Source organism: Microbaculum mangrovi (assembly GCF_051390635.1).
Lineage (GTDB): Bacteria > Pseudomonadota > Alphaproteobacteria > Rhizobiales > Tepidamorphaceae > Microbaculum.
Map to the genome: position 1 here is coordinate 523,991 of NZ_JBPODT010000004.1, position 20,304 is coordinate 544,294.

The following is a 20,304-nucleotide window of genomic DNA, read 5'->3' on the forward strand; positions in this document are numbered from 1 at the left end:
GCTGTGTCGGCGGTCGGGTCCGCGGGCAAAAAAACGGCCCGGGGATGACCGGGCCGTTCAGGAGGACGCCTTGGCCAGGCGCCGGGAGGATACTCGCAGGTCCTACAGCCGCTGGCTGCCGGTCCCGAATTCGGGATATGCCTCGACGCCGATCTCGGCCAGGTCGAGGCCGCTCGCCTCTTCCTCTTCGCCGACCCGGATGCCGACGGTGGCCTTGAGGATCGTCCACACGATCGCCGAGGCGACGAAGGTGAAGGCGCCGATGGCGACGATGCCGATGATCTGGGTGCCGAAGCCGGCATCGGCGTTGGTGATCGGCACCGCCAGCGTGCCCCAGATGCCGGCGACCAGGTGGACCGGAATGGCGCCGACGACGTCGTCGATCTTCAGTTTGTCGAGCAGCGGGACGACGATGACGACGATGATGCCGCCGATGCCGCCGATGACCAGCGCCATGAACAGGCTGGGCGCGAGCGGCTCGGCGGTGATCGACACGAGGCCGGCGAGCGCGCCGTTGACGGCCATGGTGACGTCGACCTTCTTGTAGATCAGCTGGGTGACGACCATGGCGGCGATGACGCCGGCGGCGGCGGCCATGTTGGTGTTGACGAAGATGCGCGACACCGCCGAGGCGTCGGCCGCCGAGCCCAGGGCGAGCTGCGAGCCGCCGTTGAAGCCGAACCAGCCGAGCCACAGGATCATCGCACCGAGCATGACGAGTGGCATCGACGAGCCGGGGATCGGGTGGACCCTGCCGTCGGCGCCGAACTTGCCCTTGCGCGCACCGAGCAGGATGGCGCCGGAGAGCGCCGCCCAGCCGCCGACCGAATGCACGATCGTCGAGCCGGCGAAATCGGAGAAGCCGAGCTCGCTGAGCCAGCCGCCGCCCCACTGCCAGGAGCCGGTGATCGGGTAGAAGAAGCCGGTCAGGACGACGGTGAAGATGAGGAACGGCCACAGCTTGATTCGCTCGGCCAGCGTGCCCGAGACGATCGAGGCGGTGGTGGCGCAGAACACCAGCTGGAAGAAGAAGTCCGAGGCCGCCGAATAGTCGCCCGGATCGGCGTCGGGCGCCGGGATCATCTTCGGCAGGAAGGAGCCGATATAGCCGCCGTCGACGCCGTCGTACATCAGGTTGTAGCCGACGATCCAGAACATGATGGAGGCGATCGAGTACAGCGCGATGTTCTTCACCAGCTGCATCGAGACGTTCTTGGTGCGCACCATGCCGGCTTCGAGCATGGCGAAACCGGCCGCCATGAACATCACCAGGAAGCCGGTGACCAGGAACAGGAAGGTGTTGAAGATGTAGGCCGTCTCGGCGGATACCCCGGTGGCGACCGCCTCGGTCACCTCGACGGCGGTTTCCGTCGTCTGGGCGAGGCTCGGCTCGATCACGAGGGCGCTCAACGTCGCGCCCCCGGCGAGAATGTAGAGTAGCTTACGCAGATTCATCGGATCTGATCCCCTGAAAACTGTTTCGCGGGTTTTTCGACGCGCTGGGGCCACGCCCTAGAGCGCGTCCGCGTCGGTTTCGCCGGTGCGGATGCGCACGGCGCGGTCGATGCCGTGAACGAAGATCTTGCCGTCGCCGATCTGGCCGGTGCGCGCGGCTCCGGAGATCGCATCGACGACCGTGTCCACCTGGTCCGAAGGCACCACCACCTCGATCTTCAGCTTCGGCAGGAAGCTGACGGCGTATTCGGCGCCGCGATAGATCTCGGTGTGTCCCTTCTGTCGTCCGTATCCCTTCACCTCGGTGACGGTGAGGCCCTGCACGCCCACGGCGGTGAGGGCCTCGCGGACGTCATCCAGCTTGAAGGGCTTGATGATAGCCATGACGATTTTCATGTCGGCTCCCTGTCCTGTTCCGACCTCCGTCCGCGGCGCGTGCCGCGAACGCTGACGAAGAACCGTGTCCGGTCGGTCCACCCGGCGGGCGCCGGACGGGCGACGCGGACAGGTCTCGAGGGCCGTACAAAACAAGAGCCGTGCCAGTTGCTGAGAAGTTGGCTAACTGGTTGATTTCACGTGTATTTCAGAATCCTGGACGCACGCCGGCCAGGGCGCCGGCGGCAATAATGCCTATAAATTAGGCGCTGAATGACGTGTGTTTAAAATATAGGCAAGTCGTTCGCGGGTCGGGAATGTGCGGAATTCTGAATCACTTGTCCCGCGTCACCTGGCGAATCAGGCCTTCCTGCACGGTGGAGGCGACGAGGGTGCCGTCGCGGGTGAAGATCAGGCCGCGGTTGAAGCCGCGCGCGCCCTGGCTCGACGGGCTGTCCTCGGCGTAGAGCAGCCAGTCGTCGAACTTGCACGGGCGATGGAACCACATGGCGTGGTCGAGGCTGGCGACCATCATGTCGGGCTCGAAGACGCTGCGGCCATGGGCCACCAGCGAGGTGTCGAGCAGCGTCATGTCGGAGGCGTAGGCGAGCGCGCAGCGCTGGATCTCCGGCGAATCGGGCAGCGGCGCCGTCGCGCGGAACCAGAGCTGCTGATACGGCTCCTTCTTCGGCGCGCCGAGATAGCGCGACAGATCGACCGGCCGGAACTCGATCGGCCGCTCGCGCTGCCAGTACTTGAGGATCGGCTCGGGGATCATGTCGGGGAACTTGGAGACCAGTTCCGCCTCGCCGGGCAGGGTCTCGGGCTGCGGCACGTCGGGCATCTCGAACTGATGGTCGAGGCCGGGCTCGTCGAGGTGAAAGGAACAGGACATGGAGAAGATCGCGCGGCCGTGTTGGACCGCGACGACGCGCCGGGTGGTGAAACTGCCGCCGTCGCGGATGCGCTCTACCTCGTAGATGATCGGCACCTTGGGATCGCCGCCGAGCATGAAGTAGCCGTGCAGGGAATGGGCGAGCCGGCTCGCGTCCACCGTCCGGGAGGCGGCGACGAGCGCCTGACCGATCACCTGGCCGCCATAGACGCGCTGCCAGCCGTCCTGTGGGCTGCGACCGCGAAACAGGTTGTCCTCGAGCCGTTCAAGGTCGAGGATCGAAATCAGGTTCTTGACCGCAGTCGACATGCGCTTACACCCTCCGGAAGATGCGCGAAGGTGCCGGGGGTGCCGCCGCCAAGTCAAGTGAGCGCGCGCTGAAGACGGGTCCATTCGGGGCAGAGCTGCCATGAGCGAATTCGATATCACCATCGCCGGGGCCGGATACGCGGGCCGCGTGCTGGCGCTGGCGCTGCACGGGGCGGGCGGGGTCGACCTCGATATCGGCCTCGTCGATGCCGCCCCGGCGCATGTCGAACCCAACGACACGCGCGCCTACGCGATGGCCGCGAGCACGGTACGGATGCTGGAGGAGCTCGGCATCTGGCAGCGGCTCGAAGGCAAGACCCAGGTCTGTACCGCCATGCGGATCACGGACAGCCGTGCCGCAGAACTGGTGCGGCCGGTGTTCCTGACGATCGCCGGCACGGTCGGCGAGGGCGAGCCGTTCGCCCATTTCGTCGATGGCCGCGACCTGCAGCGGGCGATCCTGGAGGCGAGCGACGAGGCCGGGCTGGCGGTCGAGAACGACTTTACCGTCGATGGCGTCTCGGTCGACACCTATGGCGTGCGGATTGCCGGCGAAGAGGTGTCATCGCGGCTCCTGGTCGGCGCCGACGGGGCCCGGTCGTCGGTGCGCAAGGCGGCCGGCATCCGGACCGTCGGCTGGTCCTACGGCCAGGCGGCCATCATCACCATCATCGAGACGGAAGTCCCGCATGATGGCGAGGCGATCCAGCATTTCCTGCCCGGCGGGCCGTTCGCCATGCTGCCGCTGCCTGGCAACCGGCGCGGCATCGTCTGGACCGAAGTTTCGGACGAGGCAGCCCGGCTCGCCCGGCTGGACGCCGACGGCTTTCTTGCGGAACTGGAACAGCGCGCGGGGCCGGAGGTCGGGGACATCGCCGTCGTCGAGGCGCCGCGCGTCCATCCGCTCGACCTGATCCTGGCCCGCGCCTTCGTCGCCCCGCGCATCGCGCTCGTGGGCGATGCGGCGCACCGGCTGCATCCGCTGGCGGGGCTCGGCCTTAACATGGGGCTACGCGACGTCGCGGCGCTGGCGCAGGTCGTCGCCGAGGCGGCGCGGCGCGGCGAGGACATCGGCGCGCTGACGGTGCTGGAGCGCTACCAGCGCTGGCGGCGCTTCGACACGGTGCAGCTCGCCGCCGCCACCGAAACAATCAACCGGCTGTTCTCCAACGATCTGGGGCCCTTACGGGCGCTGCGCGACGTTGGCCTCGGGCTCGTCGACCGGATCGCGCCGCTGAAGACGCTGTTCGTGACGGAAGCCGCCGGCGACGCCGGCAGCGCGCCGCGGCTCCTGCGCGGCGAACCGGTGTAGGACTTTAAAACCCGTCATTTCCCCGCTCATCCCCGCGAAAGCGGGGATCGGCCAGCGTGCGGCACGGCCGGATACCATCGCTTCCCAATTCCCGCTTGCGCGGGAATGAGCGATGGAGAGGCGAGACCCAGCGCGCGACACGGGATTCCGGCGAAGGCGGGAATCCAGTATCCGCCGGCCAGCATTTGCCGGCCGGTATCCATTGGGCTGTCGGCTCCCGGCACACGTTGCGCCGCGCGCGATCCGCTCAGCCGAGCGGGCGCTCGCCGAGATCGGAGAAGAAACGGAACAGATAGCCGTCCGGGTCCTGGACGAGGAACTGGCGGTTGCCGACCTCGCCGTCATCCTTGCGGTACCACTTTTCCTCGATAGGCCGGAACAGCGGCCAGCCGGCGGCATTCAGGCGCGCGTGGATCGCGTAGACGTCGGTAACCTCGATCTGCAAGTTGATGCCGCGTCCATAGGGTTTCTCGGGTTCGGCCGTCCACCAGACGCGCGCGTCGTCGGTGCGTTCGGGGGCTTCCTCGAGCATCAGCTCGGCGCCTTCGAGATCGAGATAGGCGAAACCGTCCTCGGGGCGGTCATACAGGACCGTGAAGCCGACAAGACCGACATGGAAGGCGAGACTGTCCTTGAGGCTGGAACAGAGAAGTTCGGGAACGAGCCGGGCGCCCGTGACCGTCACGGCTTCTGCCTGAGCTCGTCCTCGTCGAGCTGCCGGGCTTCCTCCGCCAGCATGATCGGGATGCCGTCGCGGATCGGGTAGGCGAGCTTGGCGGCGCGGCTGATCAGTTCCTGGCGTTCCGAATCATATTCGAGCACCGTCTTGGTCAGCGGGCAGACGAGGATTTCCAGCAGCTTGGGGTCGATCGAGGTGCGCGCGGTCATTTCAACGTCTCTATTGCAGGGAGGGGCCGGGCTCGTCGCCGGCACGCGCCAGCGCCATCTCGGTGACCGCGATCAGCACCTCGGCGCGGGTGTTCAGATCGGCGGCCTCTAGCAGCGCCTGCTTCTCGCGCGGGCCGTAGGGGCTGAGCATGGACAGGGCGTTGACCAGCGTCTCATTCGAGGCGCGGTTGATCGACTCCCAGTCGGTCTCCATGTCGTTGGCCTCGAGGAAATCGCGGAGCGTGGCCAGCAGCTTGTCGCGGTCAACGGCTTCCTCGCCCTGATGGGCGGCGAAATCGACGGCGAAGGGCTCCGCGGTGACGCGGCACTGGCGGTAGGGCGTGTCGACGCCGGCCTCCTCGACCACGCGGAACCGCACGATGCCAGTCAACGTGACCAGGTAGCGACCGTCGCCGGTCTCCTGAAACGCGGTCAGCCGGCCAGCGCAGCCGACCTGCGACAGCGCCGGGGGATCGGATTCGTCGACGCCGTCGGGCCCGATATGCGGCTGGATCATGCCGATCACCCGATTGCCGGCCAGCACGTCGTCGATCATGGCGAGATAACGCGGCTCGAAGACGTTCAGCGGCAACTCGCCGCGCGGCAGCAGCAGCGCACCGGCAAGCGGAAACACGGGGATCACCGGCGGCAGGTCGCCGGGCGCATGGTAGCCTTTGTTGATCGCCATCAGCCGGCCTCCCGACCGGGCTTTATGCGAACAGCACCGAGGACAGCTTGCGCCGCGCCTCGATGGTCATCGGGTCCATCGGCCCCCAGGCCTCGAAGAACTGCAGCAGCTGCTTGCGGGCGGCCTCGTCGTTCCAGTCGCGTTTGCGGCGGATGATCTCGATGAGGTGATTGACCGCGTCCTCGCGGTCGCCGCGCGCGTTGAGCGCCAGCGCCAGGTCGAAGCGGGCCTGGTGATCGTTGGCGTTGGCCTCGAGCCGCTGGGAGAGCTCGCCGAGATCGCCGATGTCGGCGGTCTGCTCGGCCAGATCCAGCGCCGCCTTGGCGCCGGCGACGAGCGGGTCGGCCTCCTTGCCCGGCGGCACCAGCGCCAGCGTCTGGCGGGCGCGGTCGAGCTCGCCGGAGGCGATCAGGCAGCGGGTGAGACCGGAGATCGCGGCGACGTTCTCGCGATCCTCCTGGAGCACGGCGGCGTAGATCTCGGCGGCGCCGGCGAAATCGCCTTCGTCGAAGGAGGCCTGGGCGGAGGCGAGCACGTCCTCGAGCCCGGCTTCCTCCGGTGTCGGCCCGGCGATGCGGGCGATGAATTCCTTGATCTGGCTTTCCGGCAGCGCGCCCATGAAGCCGTCGACCGGGCGGCCGTCGACGAAGGCGAAGACGGCGGGAATCGACTGGACGCCCATCTGCTGGGCGATGGCGGGATGCTCGTCGATATTCATCTTGACGAGTTTCACCTGGCCCCCGGCCTCGGTGACGATCTTCTCGATCGTCGGGCCGAGCTGCTTGCAGGGGCCGCACCAGGGCGCCCAGAAATCGACGAGAACCGGCTGGTTCCGCGATTCCTCCACGACGTCCTTCATGAAGTCCTGGGTGGTGGTGTCCTTGATGAGGCCGCCGGGCGCGCCGCCATTGGGGCCGCCGCCGTTGCCACCGCCGGGTGCGAGCGATGAAAGATCCATGTCTGAGCCGTCCTGTTGTTCGGTTTCCGAGGCCACGACACCGGCCGAGGCCGGTCCGGTCCGATTGGCGCCTAAGATGGGGCGTGACGCCGCCAAGTGCAAATCCGCCGCGCGGGCACGATTGGTCAGTCCGCCGCCGCGTCGGTGCCGGAGACCGCGACGATGCGGGGCTCGTGTCCGCAATCCTTCAGGAAGGCGATCAGGTCGTCGCGGCGGATCGTGGTCGTCGCGGCGTTGGTCAGCGGGTGGAAATTGAGGAGATCGTGCGCCATCAGCGCCGCGTCGAGGACGACGATGACGCGGCCGTCGCGGTCGTTGATCGCGCCGAACGGCGTCACCGAGCCGGGCTGAACGCCGAGCAGCGCCTCGAGCAGATCCGGCTTGCCGAAGGACAGCCGCGCCGACCCGATGCGCGCATGCAGGCGCTTCAGGTCGATTTCGGCGTCTTCCTCGGCGACGACCAGCCAGACCTGGTGCTTCTTGTCCTTCAGGAACAGGTTCTTGGAATGCCCGCCGGCGATCTTGCCGCGCAGGGCCTGCGATTCGGCGACGGTGAACAGCGGCGGGTGCTCGACGGTGGTCGTCTCGATCCCGAGCGCGTCCAGGCGGGCGAAGAGATCGTCGGGGGAAAACGGCATGGAACGCGGCGTCCTGGGCTGAGAATTCGTCGTTCGATCGCTTCTAGAGACCGTGACGGATTATCACAATCCCACCATTGCCCGCATTCAGACGCGAAGGCCCATTGCAATCGGTACGGCTGTTGTGCATATAAGGCGCCCGAAGCGCCGGAAACGGCGACGCCAGAGCGGGCGTAGCTCAGGGGTAGAGCACAACCTTGCCAAGGTTGGGGTCGTGAGTTCGAATCTCATCGCCCGCTCCAAATTCTCTCCAAAAATCTCGATTTCGGTTTTGCGGGTGCGTCGGAAGCGCGCCTGAAACGCGTTTTCCGCCGCTGAAACGGCCCGGAAACAGCGCCGACATATGACCGGAACCCGCCGCCGCTACGTCTCCGTTCCAGGATCACGATTGCTGGATGACGGAGCGACACGCGATGGCCAAGTACCGCAATGCCCTGCCGCAGATGTCGGGCGAGATGTTTCTGACCGACGGCGGGATCGAAACCTGCCTGATCTTCCACGACGGGCTGGACCTGCCCTACTTCGCCGCGTTCACGCTGCTCGACCGCGATGCGGGACGGCAGGCCCTGCGCGACTATTTCGGCCGTTACGCGCGGCTTGCCGTGGACGGCGGCCATGGCTTCATTCTCGAAAGCCCGACCTGGCGGGCAAGCGCCGACTGGGGCGAAAAGCTCGGCTACGACGCCGAGGCGATGGCGCGGGTGAACCGGGATGCGATCGCCCTGATGGCGGAGCTGCGCGAGCGATACGAGACGCCGGCGTCGAAATTCGTCATCAGCGGCTGCCTCGGTCCGCGCGGCGACGGCTACGATCCCGGCGCGCCGATGGATGCCGGGGAGGCGCGCGCCTATCACAGCGCCCAGATCGGAGCGTTCGCCGAGGCCGGGGCCGACATGGTCACCGCGATCACCATGACGAACGTGCCGGAAGCCACCGGACTGGCGCTTGCCGCGCGCGATGCCGGCATGCCCTGCGCGATCTCGTTCACGACCGAGACCGACGGACGGCTGCCGTCGGGCGAGGCGCTTGGCGCGGCGGTGGCCGCCGTCGACGCGGCGACCGGCGACGGTCCGGCCTACTACATGATCAACTGCGCGCATCCGAGCCATTTCGAGGATGCGGTGACGGCCGGCGGGGCGTGGCTCGAACGGGTGCGCGGCGTGCGCGCCAACGCCTCCACCAAGAGCCACGCCGAACTCGACGAAGCGGAGACCCTCGACGAGGGCGATCCGCACGATCTCGGCCGGCGCCTGCGCGCGCTCACCCGGATCATGCCCAACCTCACCGTATTCGGCGGCTGCTGTGGTACCGACCACCGGCACGTGACGACGATCCGAGACGCCTGCGTGCAGGCGCGGGCGGCCTAGCGTCGCGGCGGCCTCGCGGCGATTCGTAAGCAATTTGTTAACTCTAGGAGTGAAGCCACTCTTTTCGTTGCACTAAATGTATACATTCCCGCGTCATCGTGTGCGCCGTTACGCCGAAGAAGAGTAAGCCTTTCGGTGGCGGGCGGGCGCATATGGAAAACACATCGATGTCGGATTCCGGGCGGTATGGGCTCGGCGCGGTTCTCGACAGCCTATTTTCCTTCATAGGCATATTCGCGGTCGACGGTACCTTTCTCGAGGTGAACAAGTCTCCGCTCGATCGCGCCGGCCTGCGCCGGGAGGACGCCGTCGGAAAGCCAATCTGGGATACCTTCTGGTTGTCGCATTCGGCGGAGCAGCAGGCCAGGCTGCGCGCGGCGTTCAAGACGGCCGCCGAAGGAGAGACGGTCCGCCTGGACCTGACGATCAAGGCCGCCGAGGACCAGATCGTCGCCCTCGACGGCACCCTGGTGCCGCTTCTGGACGAACGCGGACAGGTCACGGCGATCGTCGGCTCGGCGACGGACGTGTCGGACCGGGAGGCCATTCTCAAGCAACTGGAACAGGAAAAGGATTTCGCGGAGAATCTCGTCGAAATGGCGCCTGTCATCGTTCTCGTTCTCGACAAGGACGGCAGGATCGCACATGTAAACCCGCATTTCGAGCAGCTGACGGGCTACGCGCTGGCGGAGATACGCGGCAAGGACTGGTTCGCGACCTTCGTGCCGGAGCGTGAGCGCGGATGCGTCGAACGGGTGTTCCGACAGGCCCTGTCCGGCTGTCCCGGCCGCGGAAACACCAACGCCATCCTGACGCGCGACGGCCGCGAGATCGAGGTCGAGTGGCACGATCAGGCCATCCGCGACGAGACCGGCCAGCCGGTTTCCCTGCTGGCCGTCGGCCAGGACGTCAGCCAGCGCCTCGCCGCGCAGGCGGCGATGGCCGCCAGCGAGGCGCGGCTGAAGGAGGCGCAGAGGATCGCCGGCCTGGGGAACTGGGAACTCGACCTGCGTACCGGTGCGCTGCACTGGTCCGAGGAAATCTTCCGGCTCTTCGAGCTCGACGCCTTGGGATTCACTCCGTCGTACGACGCGTTCCTCGACGTCGTCCATGAAGACGATCGCGCGCTGGTCGACGCGGCCTACAACCGATCGCTGACGGATCGCACGCCCTACGAGGTCATCCATCGGCTGAGAATGCCCGATGGTCGCATCAAGTACGTCCACGAGCGCGGCGTGACGGACTTTTCAGACGACGGGACGCCGCTCAGATCCGCGGGCACCGTGCTGGACATCACCGAGCAGCGGCTTGCCGAAATCGCCCTGACGGAGGCCGAGCGGCGATCAGCCGACCTGGTCGCCGAGCTGAAGACGACGGTCGCGACGATGGCGCGACGCGACCGCGAACGGGTGCTGCTCAACCAGATGCTCGAGATGCTGATGTCGTGCGACCGGGGCGAGGACGCGCTGGATGTCGTGCACGCGTTCTCGAAGCGGATCTTCAGCGGCCGCTACGGCGCCATCTCGATCCATGGCGATCCGGGGAGCGGAGAGCTGAGAGGCGTCCGCTGGTGGGGCAAGGACACGCTCGACGTCGACATGCGCGCGGCGCTGGCGGACTCTTCGCACGCCACCTGCGCCGCGAACGAGGCCGCCGCGCTGTCGGGCTTCCACGAGCGTTGCCGCGGCTGCGAACCGAAGAACCTCGTCTGTGTTCCGCTGGTATCCGACGGCGACACGTTCGGGTCGCTGGTGGTCGCGCCGTCTCCCGGGAATCGGGACGACCATGCCAGGAACGACAGGGAGCTGGCGGTGGCGGTCGCCGAAGGCCTGTCGCTGGCCCTGTCGAACGTGGAGATGCGCCGCCGGCTGGTGCGGGAGTCCATCAAGGACCCGCTGACCCAGATCTACAATCGCCGATTCTTCCTGGAGACCGTCGCAGAGGCGATGGCGCAAAGCGCGAGGGACGGGACGCGGTTCGCGGTGCACGTCCTGGATCTCGATGATTTCAAGGCGGTCAACGACCGGTTCGGCCATCCCTGCGGCGATACGCTGATCGAGATGGTCGCCCAGCGCCTGGTCGCCACGATCCGCAGCGGCGATACCGTCGCCCGGCTCGGCGGCGACGAATTCGCCATTCTGGAACGCCTGGGCAGCGATCCCCGGGACGACGCCGCCAGCCTGGCCAAACGGATCCTGCGCGAGGTCGGCCAGCCCTTCCACCTGTCCGGTCACCAGGTCCGCGTCGGCGCGAGCATCGGCATCGCGCTCGCGCCCGATCACGGCGTCAACGCGGACGTGCTGCTGCGCAGCGCGGACCTGGCGCTCTACAAGGTGAAATCGGACGGCCGCCGCGGGTTTCGTTTCTTCGAGTCCGAGATGGACGAGGAGGTGCGCTCGCGCCGGGCGTTCGAGGCGGATCTCATGGCGGCGCTGCCCAGGTCCGAACTCGCGCTCCACTACCAGCCGATCGTCGCCGCATCGACGCGCGAGCCGGTGAGCTTCGAGGCGCTGGTGCGCTGGAACCATCCCAGCGCCGGCCTGCTGCTTCCGGACAGCTTCATTCCGATCGCCGAGGACACGGGGCTGATCGTCCCGATCGGCCGGTGGATCCTGCGACAGGCCTGCGCCGACGCCATGGCGTGGCCGGCGCATATCAAGGTGGCGGTGAACATCTCGCCGGTCCAGTTCCGCACCGGCGACATCGTCGATGTCGTCGCCTCGGCGCTTCACGAGACGGGACTCGAGCCCGGACGGCTGGAACTGGAAATCACCGAATCCGTCCTGCTGCAGAAATACGATTGGGATTTCAGCCTGCTGCACCGGCTGCGCGATCTCGGCGTCGCCGTCGTCCTGGACGATTTCGGCACCGGCTACAGCTCGTTGCGCTACCTCAAGGAGTTCCGCTTCTCGAAGATCAAGATCGACCGATCGTTCGTCGCCGAGGTGTCCGGGGACGGCGACAGCGGCGCGATCGTCTGCGCCGTCGCGGGGCTCGCCAGGACCATGGGCATCGACACCACCGCCGAAGGCATCGAGACCGAGGAGCAGCTCCAGCTGCTGCGCGTGGCGGGCTGCACGCAGATGCAGGGCTATCTGTTCGCGAAGCCGCGGCCCGTCGGCGCGCTCGATTTCAAACCCACCGGAATCCGCCGGCGCCACCGCGCCACCGCTTGAGCCGTATCCAACTAGCCGGCGGAGCCCGAATCCGGCCCTTAGGCGCGGGGCGATGCGACCAGGGCGCTACCGGGGCGGCGGTGCCGTCAACGGCTGAGGGTGCGCCGGACCGCGTCGTTCCACCGGGCGATCCGCGCCGCGCGCACGTCCGGGGCCATCGACGGCTCGAAGCGCCGGTCGCGGCGCCAGGACGCGGAAAACCCGTCCATGTCGGGCCACACGCCGGCGCCCCGGCCGGCGAGCCAGGCCGCGCCCAGCGCCGTCGTCTCGAGCACCACGGGCCGGTCGACCGGCGCGTCGAGAATGTCGGCGAGGCGCTGCATGGTCCAGTCGCTGGCGACCATGCCGCCGTCGACGCGCAGCACGGTGTCGGCGTCGTGGCCGGGCAGATCGCGATGCATCGCCTCGATCAGGTCGAGGGTCTGGAAGCAGACCGATTCGAGCGCGGCATGGGCAAGCTCGCGCGGCCCGGTCGCCCGGGTGATCCCGTAGAGGGCACCGCGCGCATCCGCGTCCCAGTGCGGCGCGCCAAGCCCGGTGAAGGCCGGTACCAGCACGACGTCGTGGCTGGGGTCGGCCTCGGCGGCGAACTCGCCGGACTGGTCGGCATGGGCGATGACGCCGAGCCCGTCGCGCAGCCACTGGACGGCGGCGCCGGCGATGAAGATCGAACCTTCCAGCGCGTAGGTGGTCCGGCCGTCGAGCCGGTAGGCGATGGTGGTCAGGAGCCGGTTCTGCGAGGTGACCGCCTCCGGCCCGGTGTTGAGCACGGCGAAGCAGCCGGTGCCGTAGGTGGACTTGACCATGCCCGGCGCGAAGCAGGCCTGGCCGACGGTCGCCGCCTGCTGGTCGCCGGCCATTCCGCGGATCGCGATCGCCCCGCCGAACAGGTCCGGCACGGTCTCGCCGAAATCGGCGGAGGAATCGCGGACCTCGGGCAGGAGCGTACGCGGAACGTCGAGGGCGGCCAGCAGCTCGTCGTCCCAGTCGCCCTTGTGGATGTCGAACAGCAGCGTGCGCGACGCGTTGGTGGCGTCGGTCGCGTGCACCGTGCCGCCGGTCAGCCGCCACAGCAGGAAGCTGTCGACGGTGCCGAAGGCGAGATGGCCGGCCTCGGCGGCGGCGCGCGCGCCGTCGACGTGATCGAGGATCCAGCCGATCTTGGTGCCGGAGAAATAGGGATCGAGCAGCAGGCCGGTCCTGGCCGCGACCGTCGGCTCGAGGCCGTCGGCCTTCAGCCGCGCGCACCGGTCTGCGGTGCGCCGGTCCTGCCACACGATGGCGCGGTGGATCGCCTTGCCGGTGCGCCGGTCCCAGATCACGGTGGTCTCGCGCTGGTTGGTGATGCCGAGCGCGGCGATGGCGCCGGGCCCGCCGACCTCGGCGACGACGGCCTTCGCCGTGCGCAGCGTCGTGTCCCAGATGTCCTCGGGTTCGTGCTCGACCCAGCCGGAGGCGGGGAAGTGCTGGGCGAATTCCTCCTGCGCCACGGCGATGTTGCGATAGTCGCCGTCGAACACGATGGCGCGCGACGACGTGGTGCCCTGATCGATCGCCAGAACGTTCGCGCTCATGCCTTGCCTCCCCCAATGGCCATGCCGCTTCCAGGCGTGGCCCCGATCAATGCATGGCCCGCCGTCACGGCTTGGCGTCTGTCATAGGCCGTCCGGCTTCCGATTGCACCCGCGCCATCCAGGATTGCAGACCGGCCGCCTCATCCGCGCTCAGGCGCAGGCCGAGCTTGGAACGCCGCCACAGAACGTCGTCGGCGGTGCGCGCCCATTCCGCGTCGATCAGGAACCGGACCTCGGCCTCGTGCAGATCGGCGCCGAAACGGGCGCCGAGCGCGTCGAGCGATCTGGCGCCGGCGAGAATGCGCCGGGCCTCGGTGCCGTAGTTGCGGGCGAGGCGATGGATCAGCGGCCGCGGCAGGGCGGGGTGATGGGCGGCGAGATCGTCGACCAGCCGGTCGAAGCCCTCCGCTGGGAAATCGCCCCCCGGCAGGGCGACCGACGATGTCCAGGCGGGCCCCCGCGTGCCCAGGATTGCCTCGATATCGGCCATGACCGCTTCGGCGAGACGGCGATAGGTGGTGATCTTGCCGCCGAAGACGTTGACGAGCGCGCCGGTGGCGGCGTCGCCGTCGGTCTTCAGCACGTAGTCGCGGGTCGCCTCCTGGGCCTTCGAGGCGCCGTCGTCATAGAGCGGGCGGACGGCGGAATAGGTCCACACCACCTGGTCGGGCGTCACCGGGCGGGCGAAGTACTCGCTGGCGGCCGCGCACAGATAGGCGACCTCGTCGACGGCGATCGCGACGTGGTCGAGATCGCCGTCGAAGTCGCGGTCGGTGGTGCCGATCAGCGTGAAGTCGCGCTCGTAGGGGATGGCGAACATCACCCGGCCGTCGGCGTTCTGGAAGATGTAGCAGCGGTCATGGTCGAACAGGCGCGGCACGACGATATGGCTGCCCTGGACGAGGCGGATGTTGTGCACCCGGTTTACGCCCGCGACCCGGGTCAGCACCGCGTCGACCCAGGGGCCGGCGGCGTTGACGACCAGGCGGGCGGTGACCTCGCGCGACGCGCCGGTATGGCGGTCCTCCAGGGTGATGCGCCAGCCGCCGTCCGCGCGCTGCAGCCGCGTGCATTCGGTTCGGGTCATGATGTCGGCGCCGCGCGCGGCCGCGTCGCGGGCGTTGATGGCGACGAGGCGGGCATCCTGTACCCAGCAGTCGGAATACTCGAACGCCTTCGAGAAGCCTGGCTTGAGCGGCTTGCCGGCCGGATCGGTGCGCAGGTCGATGGTGCGCGCCGGCGGCAGGCGCCTGCGTCCGCCGATGTAATCGTAGAGGTACAGGCCGAGGCGCAGCATCCAGGCGGGGCGCAGGCCGGCCTGATGCGGCAGCACGAAGCGCAGTGGCCAGATGATGTGCGGGGCGTTGGCCCACAAGACCTCGCGTTCCACCAGCGCCTCGCGGACGAGGCGGAACTCGTAGAATTCGAGGTAGCGCAGGCCTCCGTGGATCAGCTTGGTCGAGCCGGACGAGGTGCCGCTGGCCAGATCGTCCTTTTCGGCGAGCCCCACGGAAAAGCCGCGGCCGGCCGCGTCGCGGGCCACGCCGGCGCCGTTGATGCCGCCGCCGATGACGAAGACGTCGTAGTCGAGATCGGAGGTGAAGTCGGAAGCCGCCATGTGCTCAGGCCGCCTCGCCGGTGTCTTCCGCGGTGTCCGCCCCGGCGACCTCGATGCGGACCTGCGCCTCGCGGCAGATCTCGGCGATCGGCTCGGGCGGCACGTGGTCGGTCACCAGCACGTCGATGTCGGAGAGATGGGCGATCCTGACCGGCGCGTTGCGCTCGAACTTCATGGCGTCGGCGACGAGAATGGTCTGGCGGGCGTGCTGGACGATCTCGCGGGCGACCCGCACCTCGCGGTAGTCGTAGTCGAGGATGGTGCCGTCGAGATCGATCGCCGAGGCGCCGATCACCGCGTAGTCGACCTTGAACTGCCTGATGAAGTCGACGGTGGCCTCGCCGACGATGCCGCCGTCGGACTTGCGCACCAGGCCGCCGGCGATGACCACCTCGCCGGACGGCGCCTCGCGCAGGATATGGGCGACGTTGATGTTGTTGGTGATCGCCATGATGCCCTCGCGAAAGCGCAGCGCGCGGGCGACCTGCTCCGTGGTGGTGCCGATGTTGAGCATGATCGAGGCGTTGTCGGGAATGAGCGCGGCGGCGCGAACGCCGATGCGCCGTTTCTCCTCGGCGGCCAGCATGCGGCGCGAATCATAGGCGTAGTTCGACGCGCCCGACGGATAGATGGCGCCGCCGTGGATCCGCTGCAGGAGCCGGCGCTCGCACAGCTCGTTCAGATCCTTTCGGATGGTTTGCGGGGTGACGTCGAACTGAAGCGAAAGTCCCTCGACCTCGACGCGTCCGACCTGCCGTGCGCGGCCCAGGATGTCGGCCTGACGCGGCGTAAGTGGCTGCATTTCCATTCCTTTCGGTTATTTTCGCATGTGCGAAATTGCCGGTTCGCGCCTCAATATTTTTCGCTAAACCAGCCAATAAAACAACGATATTTTCGTATTGACGTTCGGTTTCTTTCGTTTGATAGTTTTTCTGCATTCCACATGGGAGGAAGCCAATGAAACGCGAAATGATGGCTGCCGTAGCAGCCACGGCCCTTCTCGCGCTGTCCGGCCCGGCCGTCGCCGGCATGGCGGAAGCGGAGAAGTGGATCGACAGCGAGTTCCAGCCTTCGGTGCTCTCCAAGGAGGAGCAGATGAAGGAGATGGAATGGTTCATCAAGGCCGCGGAGCCGTTCCAGGGCATGGAGATCAACGTGCTGTCGGAGACGATCCCGACACACACCTATGAATCGGAAACCCTGACCAAGGCGTTCGAGGAGATCACCGGCATCAAGGTGAACCACCAGCTTCTCGGCGAGGGCGAAGTGGTCCAGGCGGTTCAAACGCAGATGCAGACGAACCGCAACCTCTATGACGCCTATATCAACGACTCCGACCTGATCGGCACGCATTCGCGCCTGCAGAGCGCGGTGAACCTGTCCGACTGGATGAACGGAGAGGCCAAGGACGTCACCAACCCGATGCTCGACATCGAGGACTTCATCGGCATCTCGTTCACCACCGGGCCGGACGGCAAGATCTGGCAGCTGCCCGACCAGCAGTTCGCCAACCTGTACTGGTTCCGCAAGGACTGGTTCGACCGTCCCGACATCAAGGAGAAGTTCAAGGCCAAATACGGCTACGACCTCGGCGTGCCGGTGAACTGGTCGGCCTACGAGGACATCGCCGAGTTCTTCACCAACGACATCAAGGAAATCGACGGCGTCCGCGTCTACGGCCACATGGACTACGGCAAGCGCGCGCCGGATCTCGGCTGGCGCATGACCGACGCCTGGCTGTCGATGGCCGGCTCCACCTCGCCGGGCCTGCCGAACGGACGGCCGATCGACGAGTGGGGCATCCGCATGGAGGAAGGCACGTGCAACCCGTCCGGCGCCTCGGTCTCGCGTGGCGGCGGCACCAACGCGCCCGGCTCGGTCTACGCGATCCGCAAATGGGACGAGTGGCTGCGCAAGTACGCCCCGCCCGGCGCCGCCGACTATGACTTCTACCAGTCGCTGCCGGCGCTGGCGCAGGGCAACGTCGCCCAGCAGATCTTCTGGTACACCGCGTTCACGGCCAACATGGTCGCGCCCAAGAGCGAGGGCAACAACACCGTCGACGACGACGGCACTCCGCAATGGCGGATGGCGCCCTCGCCGCACGGGCCCTACTGGAAGGAGGGCATGAAGCTCGGCTACCAGGACACCGGCTCGTGGACGCTGTTCAAGTCGACCCCGGTCGACCGGCGCAAGGCGGCGTGGCTCTATGCCCAGTTCGTGGTCTCCAAGACGGTGGACGTGAAGAAGAGCCAGGTCGGCCTGACGATCATCCGCGACTCCACGATCAACCACGACTCCTTCACCCAGCGCGCGCCGAAGCTCGGCGGCCTGGTCGAGTTCTACCGCTCGCCCGACCGGGTGGCGTGGACGCCGACGGGCATCAACGTGCCGGACTATCCCAAGCTCGCGCAGCTGTGGTGGCAGCAGATCGGCGACGTCAACTCGGGCGCGTTCACGCCGCAGGAGGCGATGGACCGGCTGGCCGGGGAGATGGACCAGATCATGGCCCGCATGGAAGCCGCCGACAAAGCCAACAATACCTATGGCGGTTGCGGACCGCGCTTGAACGAGGCCAAGGACCCGTCCGAATGGCTCGGCAAGCCCGACGGTCCCGCGGCGAAGCTCGACAACGAGAAGCCGCAGGGCGAGACGATCTCGTACGACGAGCTGACCGCGCGCTGGGCGGCGCAATAAAGGCGGAATTGCCCGGGGCCATGCCCCGGGGGCGGCGACCGGCTCATCGGCCGGTCGCCGGACCGGAACGGCAATCCTCCCGACGGCCTCAGGCCGTTGACCGGACGGGACGCATCTTCGGGACGCATCCCGGGATGCGCCCCGTCCCACCGCCCTTCGGGGTTGCGCCCGCGCGCTTCCTTAAGCAACGCTGTCGACGGCCATGACACTCGAACTCAGGAACGTCACCAAGCGCGTCGGCGCGGACGTTCACATCCATCCGACGGACCTCACGCTCGAGCCCGGCAGCTTCAACATCCTGCTGGGCACGACGCTGGCCGGCAAGACGACCCTGATGCAGCTGATGGCGGGGCTCGACCGGCCGACCAGCGGCTCGGTCTGGTTCAACGGCGTCGATACGACCGGCATGCCCGTGCAGAAGCGCAACGTGGCGATGGTCTACCAGCAGTTCATCAACTACCCGAACCTCACGGTCTACGAGAACATCGCCTCGCCGCTGCGGGTGGCCCGCGTCGGCAAGGCCGACATCGACGCGCGGGTGCGCGAGATGGCGACGCTTCTGAAGCTGACGCCGATGCTGGACCGACGCCCCGGCGAGCTGTCGGGCGGCCAGCAGCAGCGCACCGCGCTCGCCCGCGCCCTGGTCAAGGACGCCGATCTGGTGTTGCTCGACGAGCCGCTCGCCAATCTCGACTTCAAGCTGCGCGAGGAAATGCGCGACGAGCTGCCGAGGCTGTTCTCGAACCGCGAGGCGATCGTCGTCTACGCGACGACCGAGCCGACCGAGGCGCTTCTGTTCGGCGGGCACACGGCGACGCTGTTCGAAGGCCGCGTCACCGAGTTCGGGCCGACGGCCTCGCTCTACCGCCATCCCCGCGACCTGACCACGGCGAAGGTGTTCTCCGACCCGCCGATCAACGTGGCGCCGGTGAGCAAGGCGGGACACACGTTCACACTGGGAGATGCGGCGACCTGGCAGGCCACGGGACCGCAGGCGGACCTGAAGGACGGGGACTACGTGCTGGGCGTCAGGCCCCACCACGTCACCCCGGGAGAAAGGGGGGATCATCCCGTGCCGATCGAGGGCCGGGTGCTGGTGACCGAACTGAGCGGATCGGAAAGCGTCATCCATTTCCGTATCGGCGAGGCGACCTGGGTGTCGGAATCGCACGGCATCCACCCCTTCGAGGTCGGCTCGCGCGCGCCGCTGTTCATCGACGTCTCCCGGGCGATGCTGTTTGCGGCGGACGGCCGCCTCGTGGCGTCATGAGGGGCTAGCGCGGCGATGGCCAAGATCACGCTGAAGGGGCTGCGCCACAGCTATCTCGCCAATCCGGCGAGCGAGGCGGACTGGGCGCTCAAGCGCCTCGACGTCGACTGGCAGGACGGCGGCGCCTACGCCCTTCTCGGGCCGTCGGGGTGCGGCAAGACGACGTTGCTCAACATCATCTCGGGACTGTTGCAGCCGACCGAGGGCCAGGTGCTGTTCGACGGCGCCGACGTGACCGCGCTGCCGCCGGACAAGCGCCACATCGCCCAGGTGTTCCAGTTCCCGGTCGTCTACGACACCATGAGCGTCTACGACAATCTGGCCTTTCCCCTGCGCAACCGCGGCGTCGCGGAAGCCGACGTCGATGCCCGCGTGCGCGAGATCGCCGGCATGCTCGACCTGACCGACACGCTGGACAGGCGCGCGGCGGGCCTGACCGCGGACGGCAAGCAGAAGATCTCGCTGGGGCGCGGGCTGGTGCGCTCCGACGTCAACGTCATCATGTTCGACGAGCCGCTGACGGTGATCGATCCGCATCTGAAGTGGCAGCTGCGCTCCAAGCTCAAGGAGCTGCACCAGCGGGTGCGGGTGACGATGATCTACGTCACCCACGACCAGACCGAGGCGCTGACCTTCGCCGACCAGGTGGTGGTGATGAACGAGGGCGAGGTGGTGCAGATCGGGGCGCCGCAGGACCTGTTCGAGCGGCCGCGCCACACCTTCGTCGGCCATTTCATCGGCTCGCCGGGCATGAACGTGCTGCCCTGCGAGGTCAGGGACGGCACGGCCTTCCTCGACGGGCTGGCGGTGGAGACTAACAACGCGCGGGCCTGGACGGGCGGCGCGGGGCGGCTGGAACTCGGCGTCCGCCCGGAATTCGTCAGCCTTTCCGACAGCGGCATTCCGGTGCGGATCACCAAGGTCAGCGACGCCGGCCGCTACCGCATCGTCGACACCGTGCACGCCGACACGAAGATCAAGCTGCTGATCGGCGAGGGCGTCGAGGTTCCCGGCGAGGCGGCGCATCTGCGTTTCGACCCCGCGCACACGCAGGTCTACGCCGACGGCTGGATCGTGGAATGAG

Annotated in this window: 17 protein-coding genes and 1 tRNA gene; 7 read left to right on the forward strand and 11 right to left on the reverse strand. The window is 67.6% G+C overall.

The window, feature by feature from the left end; translation table 11 throughout:
• Positions 1–102 precede the first annotated feature (102 nt).
• The 3 genes from amt to tesB all read right to left on the reverse strand — a co-directional run bounded on the left by amt (position 103) and on the right by tesB (position 3,034).
• Positions 103–1,455, reverse strand: coding sequence for an ammonium transporter (amt, locus tag ACSF9G_RS19230; protein WP_436643744.1), 1,353 nt, complete (start codon positions 1,453–1,455; stop codon positions 103–105).
• A 57-nt stretch (positions 1,456–1,512) separates the two neighbouring features.
• Positions 1,513–1,851 (reverse strand): P-II family nitrogen regulator, encoded by a 339-nt coding sequence (locus tag ACSF9G_RS19235; RefSeq protein ID WP_261615803.1) that lies wholly within the window; start codon positions 1,849–1,851, stop codon positions 1,513–1,515.
• 313 nt (positions 1,852–2,164) lie between these two features.
• Positions 2,165–3,034: an acyl-CoA thioesterase II gene (tesB, locus tag ACSF9G_RS19240; RefSeq protein ID WP_436643745.1), complete on the reverse strand. Its 870-nt coding sequence runs from the start codon at positions 3,032–3,034 to the stop codon at positions 2,165–2,167.
• Positions 3,035–3,134: 100 nt separating this feature from the next.
• On the opposite strand from tesB, the gene ACSF9G_RS19245 reads away from it, so the two are divergent.
• Positions 3,135–4,346: an FAD-dependent monooxygenase gene (locus ACSF9G_RS19245; protein WP_436643746.1), complete on the forward strand. Its 1,212-nt coding sequence runs from the start codon at positions 3,135–3,137 to the stop codon at positions 4,344–4,346.
• Between the two features lie 247 nt (positions 4,347–4,593).
• Here ACSF9G_RS19245 and ACSF9G_RS19250 read toward each other — a convergent pair whose 3' ends face one another.
• From ACSF9G_RS19250 to ACSF9G_RS19270, 5 genes are all read right to left on the reverse strand, one after another.
• Positions 4,594–5,031 (reverse strand): bleomycin resistance protein, encoded by a 438-nt coding sequence (locus tag ACSF9G_RS19250; RefSeq protein ID WP_436643747.1) that lies wholly within the window; start codon positions 5,029–5,031, stop codon positions 4,594–4,596.
• Positions 5,028–5,234 (reverse strand): Trm112 family protein, encoded by a 207-nt coding sequence (locus ACSF9G_RS19255; protein ID WP_436643748.1) that lies wholly within the window; start codon positions 5,232–5,234, stop codon positions 5,028–5,030. Before ACSF9G_RS19255 ends, ACSF9G_RS19250 begins: the two co-directional genes overlap by 4 nt.
• Positions 5,235–5,244: 10 nt before the next feature.
• Positions 5,245–5,922 (reverse strand): LON peptidase substrate-binding domain-containing protein, encoded by a 678-nt coding sequence (locus tag ACSF9G_RS19260; RefSeq protein WP_436643749.1) that lies wholly within the window; start codon positions 5,920–5,922, stop codon positions 5,245–5,247.
• 22 nt (positions 5,923–5,944) lie between these two features.
• Complete coding sequence (trxA, locus tag ACSF9G_RS19265; protein ID WP_436643750.1) at positions 5,945–6,880, reverse strand: thioredoxin; 936 nt, start codon at positions 6,878–6,880, stop codon at positions 5,945–5,947.
• Between the two features lie 125 nt (positions 6,881–7,005).
• Positions 7,006–7,518, reverse strand: coding sequence for a prolyl-tRNA synthetase associated domain-containing protein (locus tag ACSF9G_RS19270; protein WP_436643751.1), 513 nt, complete (start codon positions 7,516–7,518; stop codon positions 7,006–7,008).
• Positions 7,519–7,685: 167 nt separating this feature from the next.
• Here ACSF9G_RS19270 and ACSF9G_RS19275 point away from each other — a divergent pair.
• From ACSF9G_RS19275 to ACSF9G_RS19285, 3 genes are all read left to right on the forward strand, one after another.
• Positions 7,686–7,760: transfer RNA gene (locus ACSF9G_RS19275), tRNA-Gly, on the forward strand.
• 171 nt (positions 7,761–7,931) lie between these two features.
• Complete coding sequence (locus tag ACSF9G_RS19280) at positions 7,932–8,885, forward strand: homocysteine S-methyltransferase family protein (RefSeq protein WP_436644039.1); 954 nt, start codon at positions 7,932–7,934, stop codon at positions 8,883–8,885.
• Positions 8,886–9,037: 152 nt separating this feature from the next.
• On the forward strand, positions 9,038–12,061 hold the full coding sequence (locus ACSF9G_RS19285) for an EAL domain-containing protein (RefSeq protein WP_436643752.1): 3,024 nt from the start codon (positions 9,038–9,040) through the stop codon (positions 12,059–12,061).
• 86 nt (positions 12,062–12,147) lie between these two features.
• On the opposite strand, the gene glpK is transcribed toward ACSF9G_RS19285, so the two are convergent.
• From glpK to ACSF9G_RS19300, 3 genes are all read right to left on the reverse strand, one after another.
• Positions 12,148–13,635, reverse strand: coding sequence for a glycerol kinase GlpK (glpK, locus tag ACSF9G_RS19290; RefSeq protein ID WP_436643753.1), 1,488 nt, complete (start codon positions 13,633–13,635; stop codon positions 12,148–12,150).
• Positions 13,636–13,699: 64 nt separating this feature from the next.
• A complete protein-coding gene (gene glpD / locus ACSF9G_RS19295; RefSeq protein ID WP_436643754.1) occupies positions 13,700–15,253 on the reverse strand; it encodes a glycerol-3-phosphate dehydrogenase in 1,554 nt (517 codons plus the stop codon).
• A gap of 4 nt (positions 15,254–15,257) precedes the next feature.
• A complete protein-coding gene (locus ACSF9G_RS19300) occupies positions 15,258–16,055 on the reverse strand; it encodes a DeoR/GlpR family DNA-binding transcription regulator (protein ID WP_436643755.1) in 798 nt (265 codons plus the stop codon).
• A 155-nt stretch (positions 16,056–16,210) separates the two neighbouring features.
• Between ACSF9G_RS19300 and ACSF9G_RS19305 the strand changes: the two genes are divergently transcribed.
• The 3 genes from ACSF9G_RS19305 (at position 16,211) to ACSF9G_RS19315 (ending at position 20,303) form a co-directional block, all read left to right on the forward strand.
• A complete protein-coding gene (locus ACSF9G_RS19305; RefSeq protein WP_436643756.1) occupies positions 16,211–17,950 on the forward strand; it encodes an ABC transporter substrate-binding protein in 1,740 nt (579 codons plus the stop codon).
• A gap of 202 nt (positions 17,951–18,152) precedes the next feature.
• The gene (locus tag ACSF9G_RS19310; protein ID WP_436643757.1) at positions 18,153–19,220 is read left to right on the forward strand and encodes an ABC transporter ATP-binding protein; all 1,068 of its coding nucleotides are present in this window, start codon (positions 18,153–18,155) and stop codon (positions 19,218–19,220) included.
• A gap of 15 nt (positions 19,221–19,235) precedes the next feature.
• On the forward strand, positions 19,236–20,303 hold the full coding sequence (locus tag ACSF9G_RS19315) for an ABC transporter ATP-binding protein (protein ID WP_436643758.1): 1,068 nt from the start codon (positions 19,236–19,238) through the stop codon (positions 20,301–20,303).
• Position 20,304: the final 1 nt, after the last annotated feature.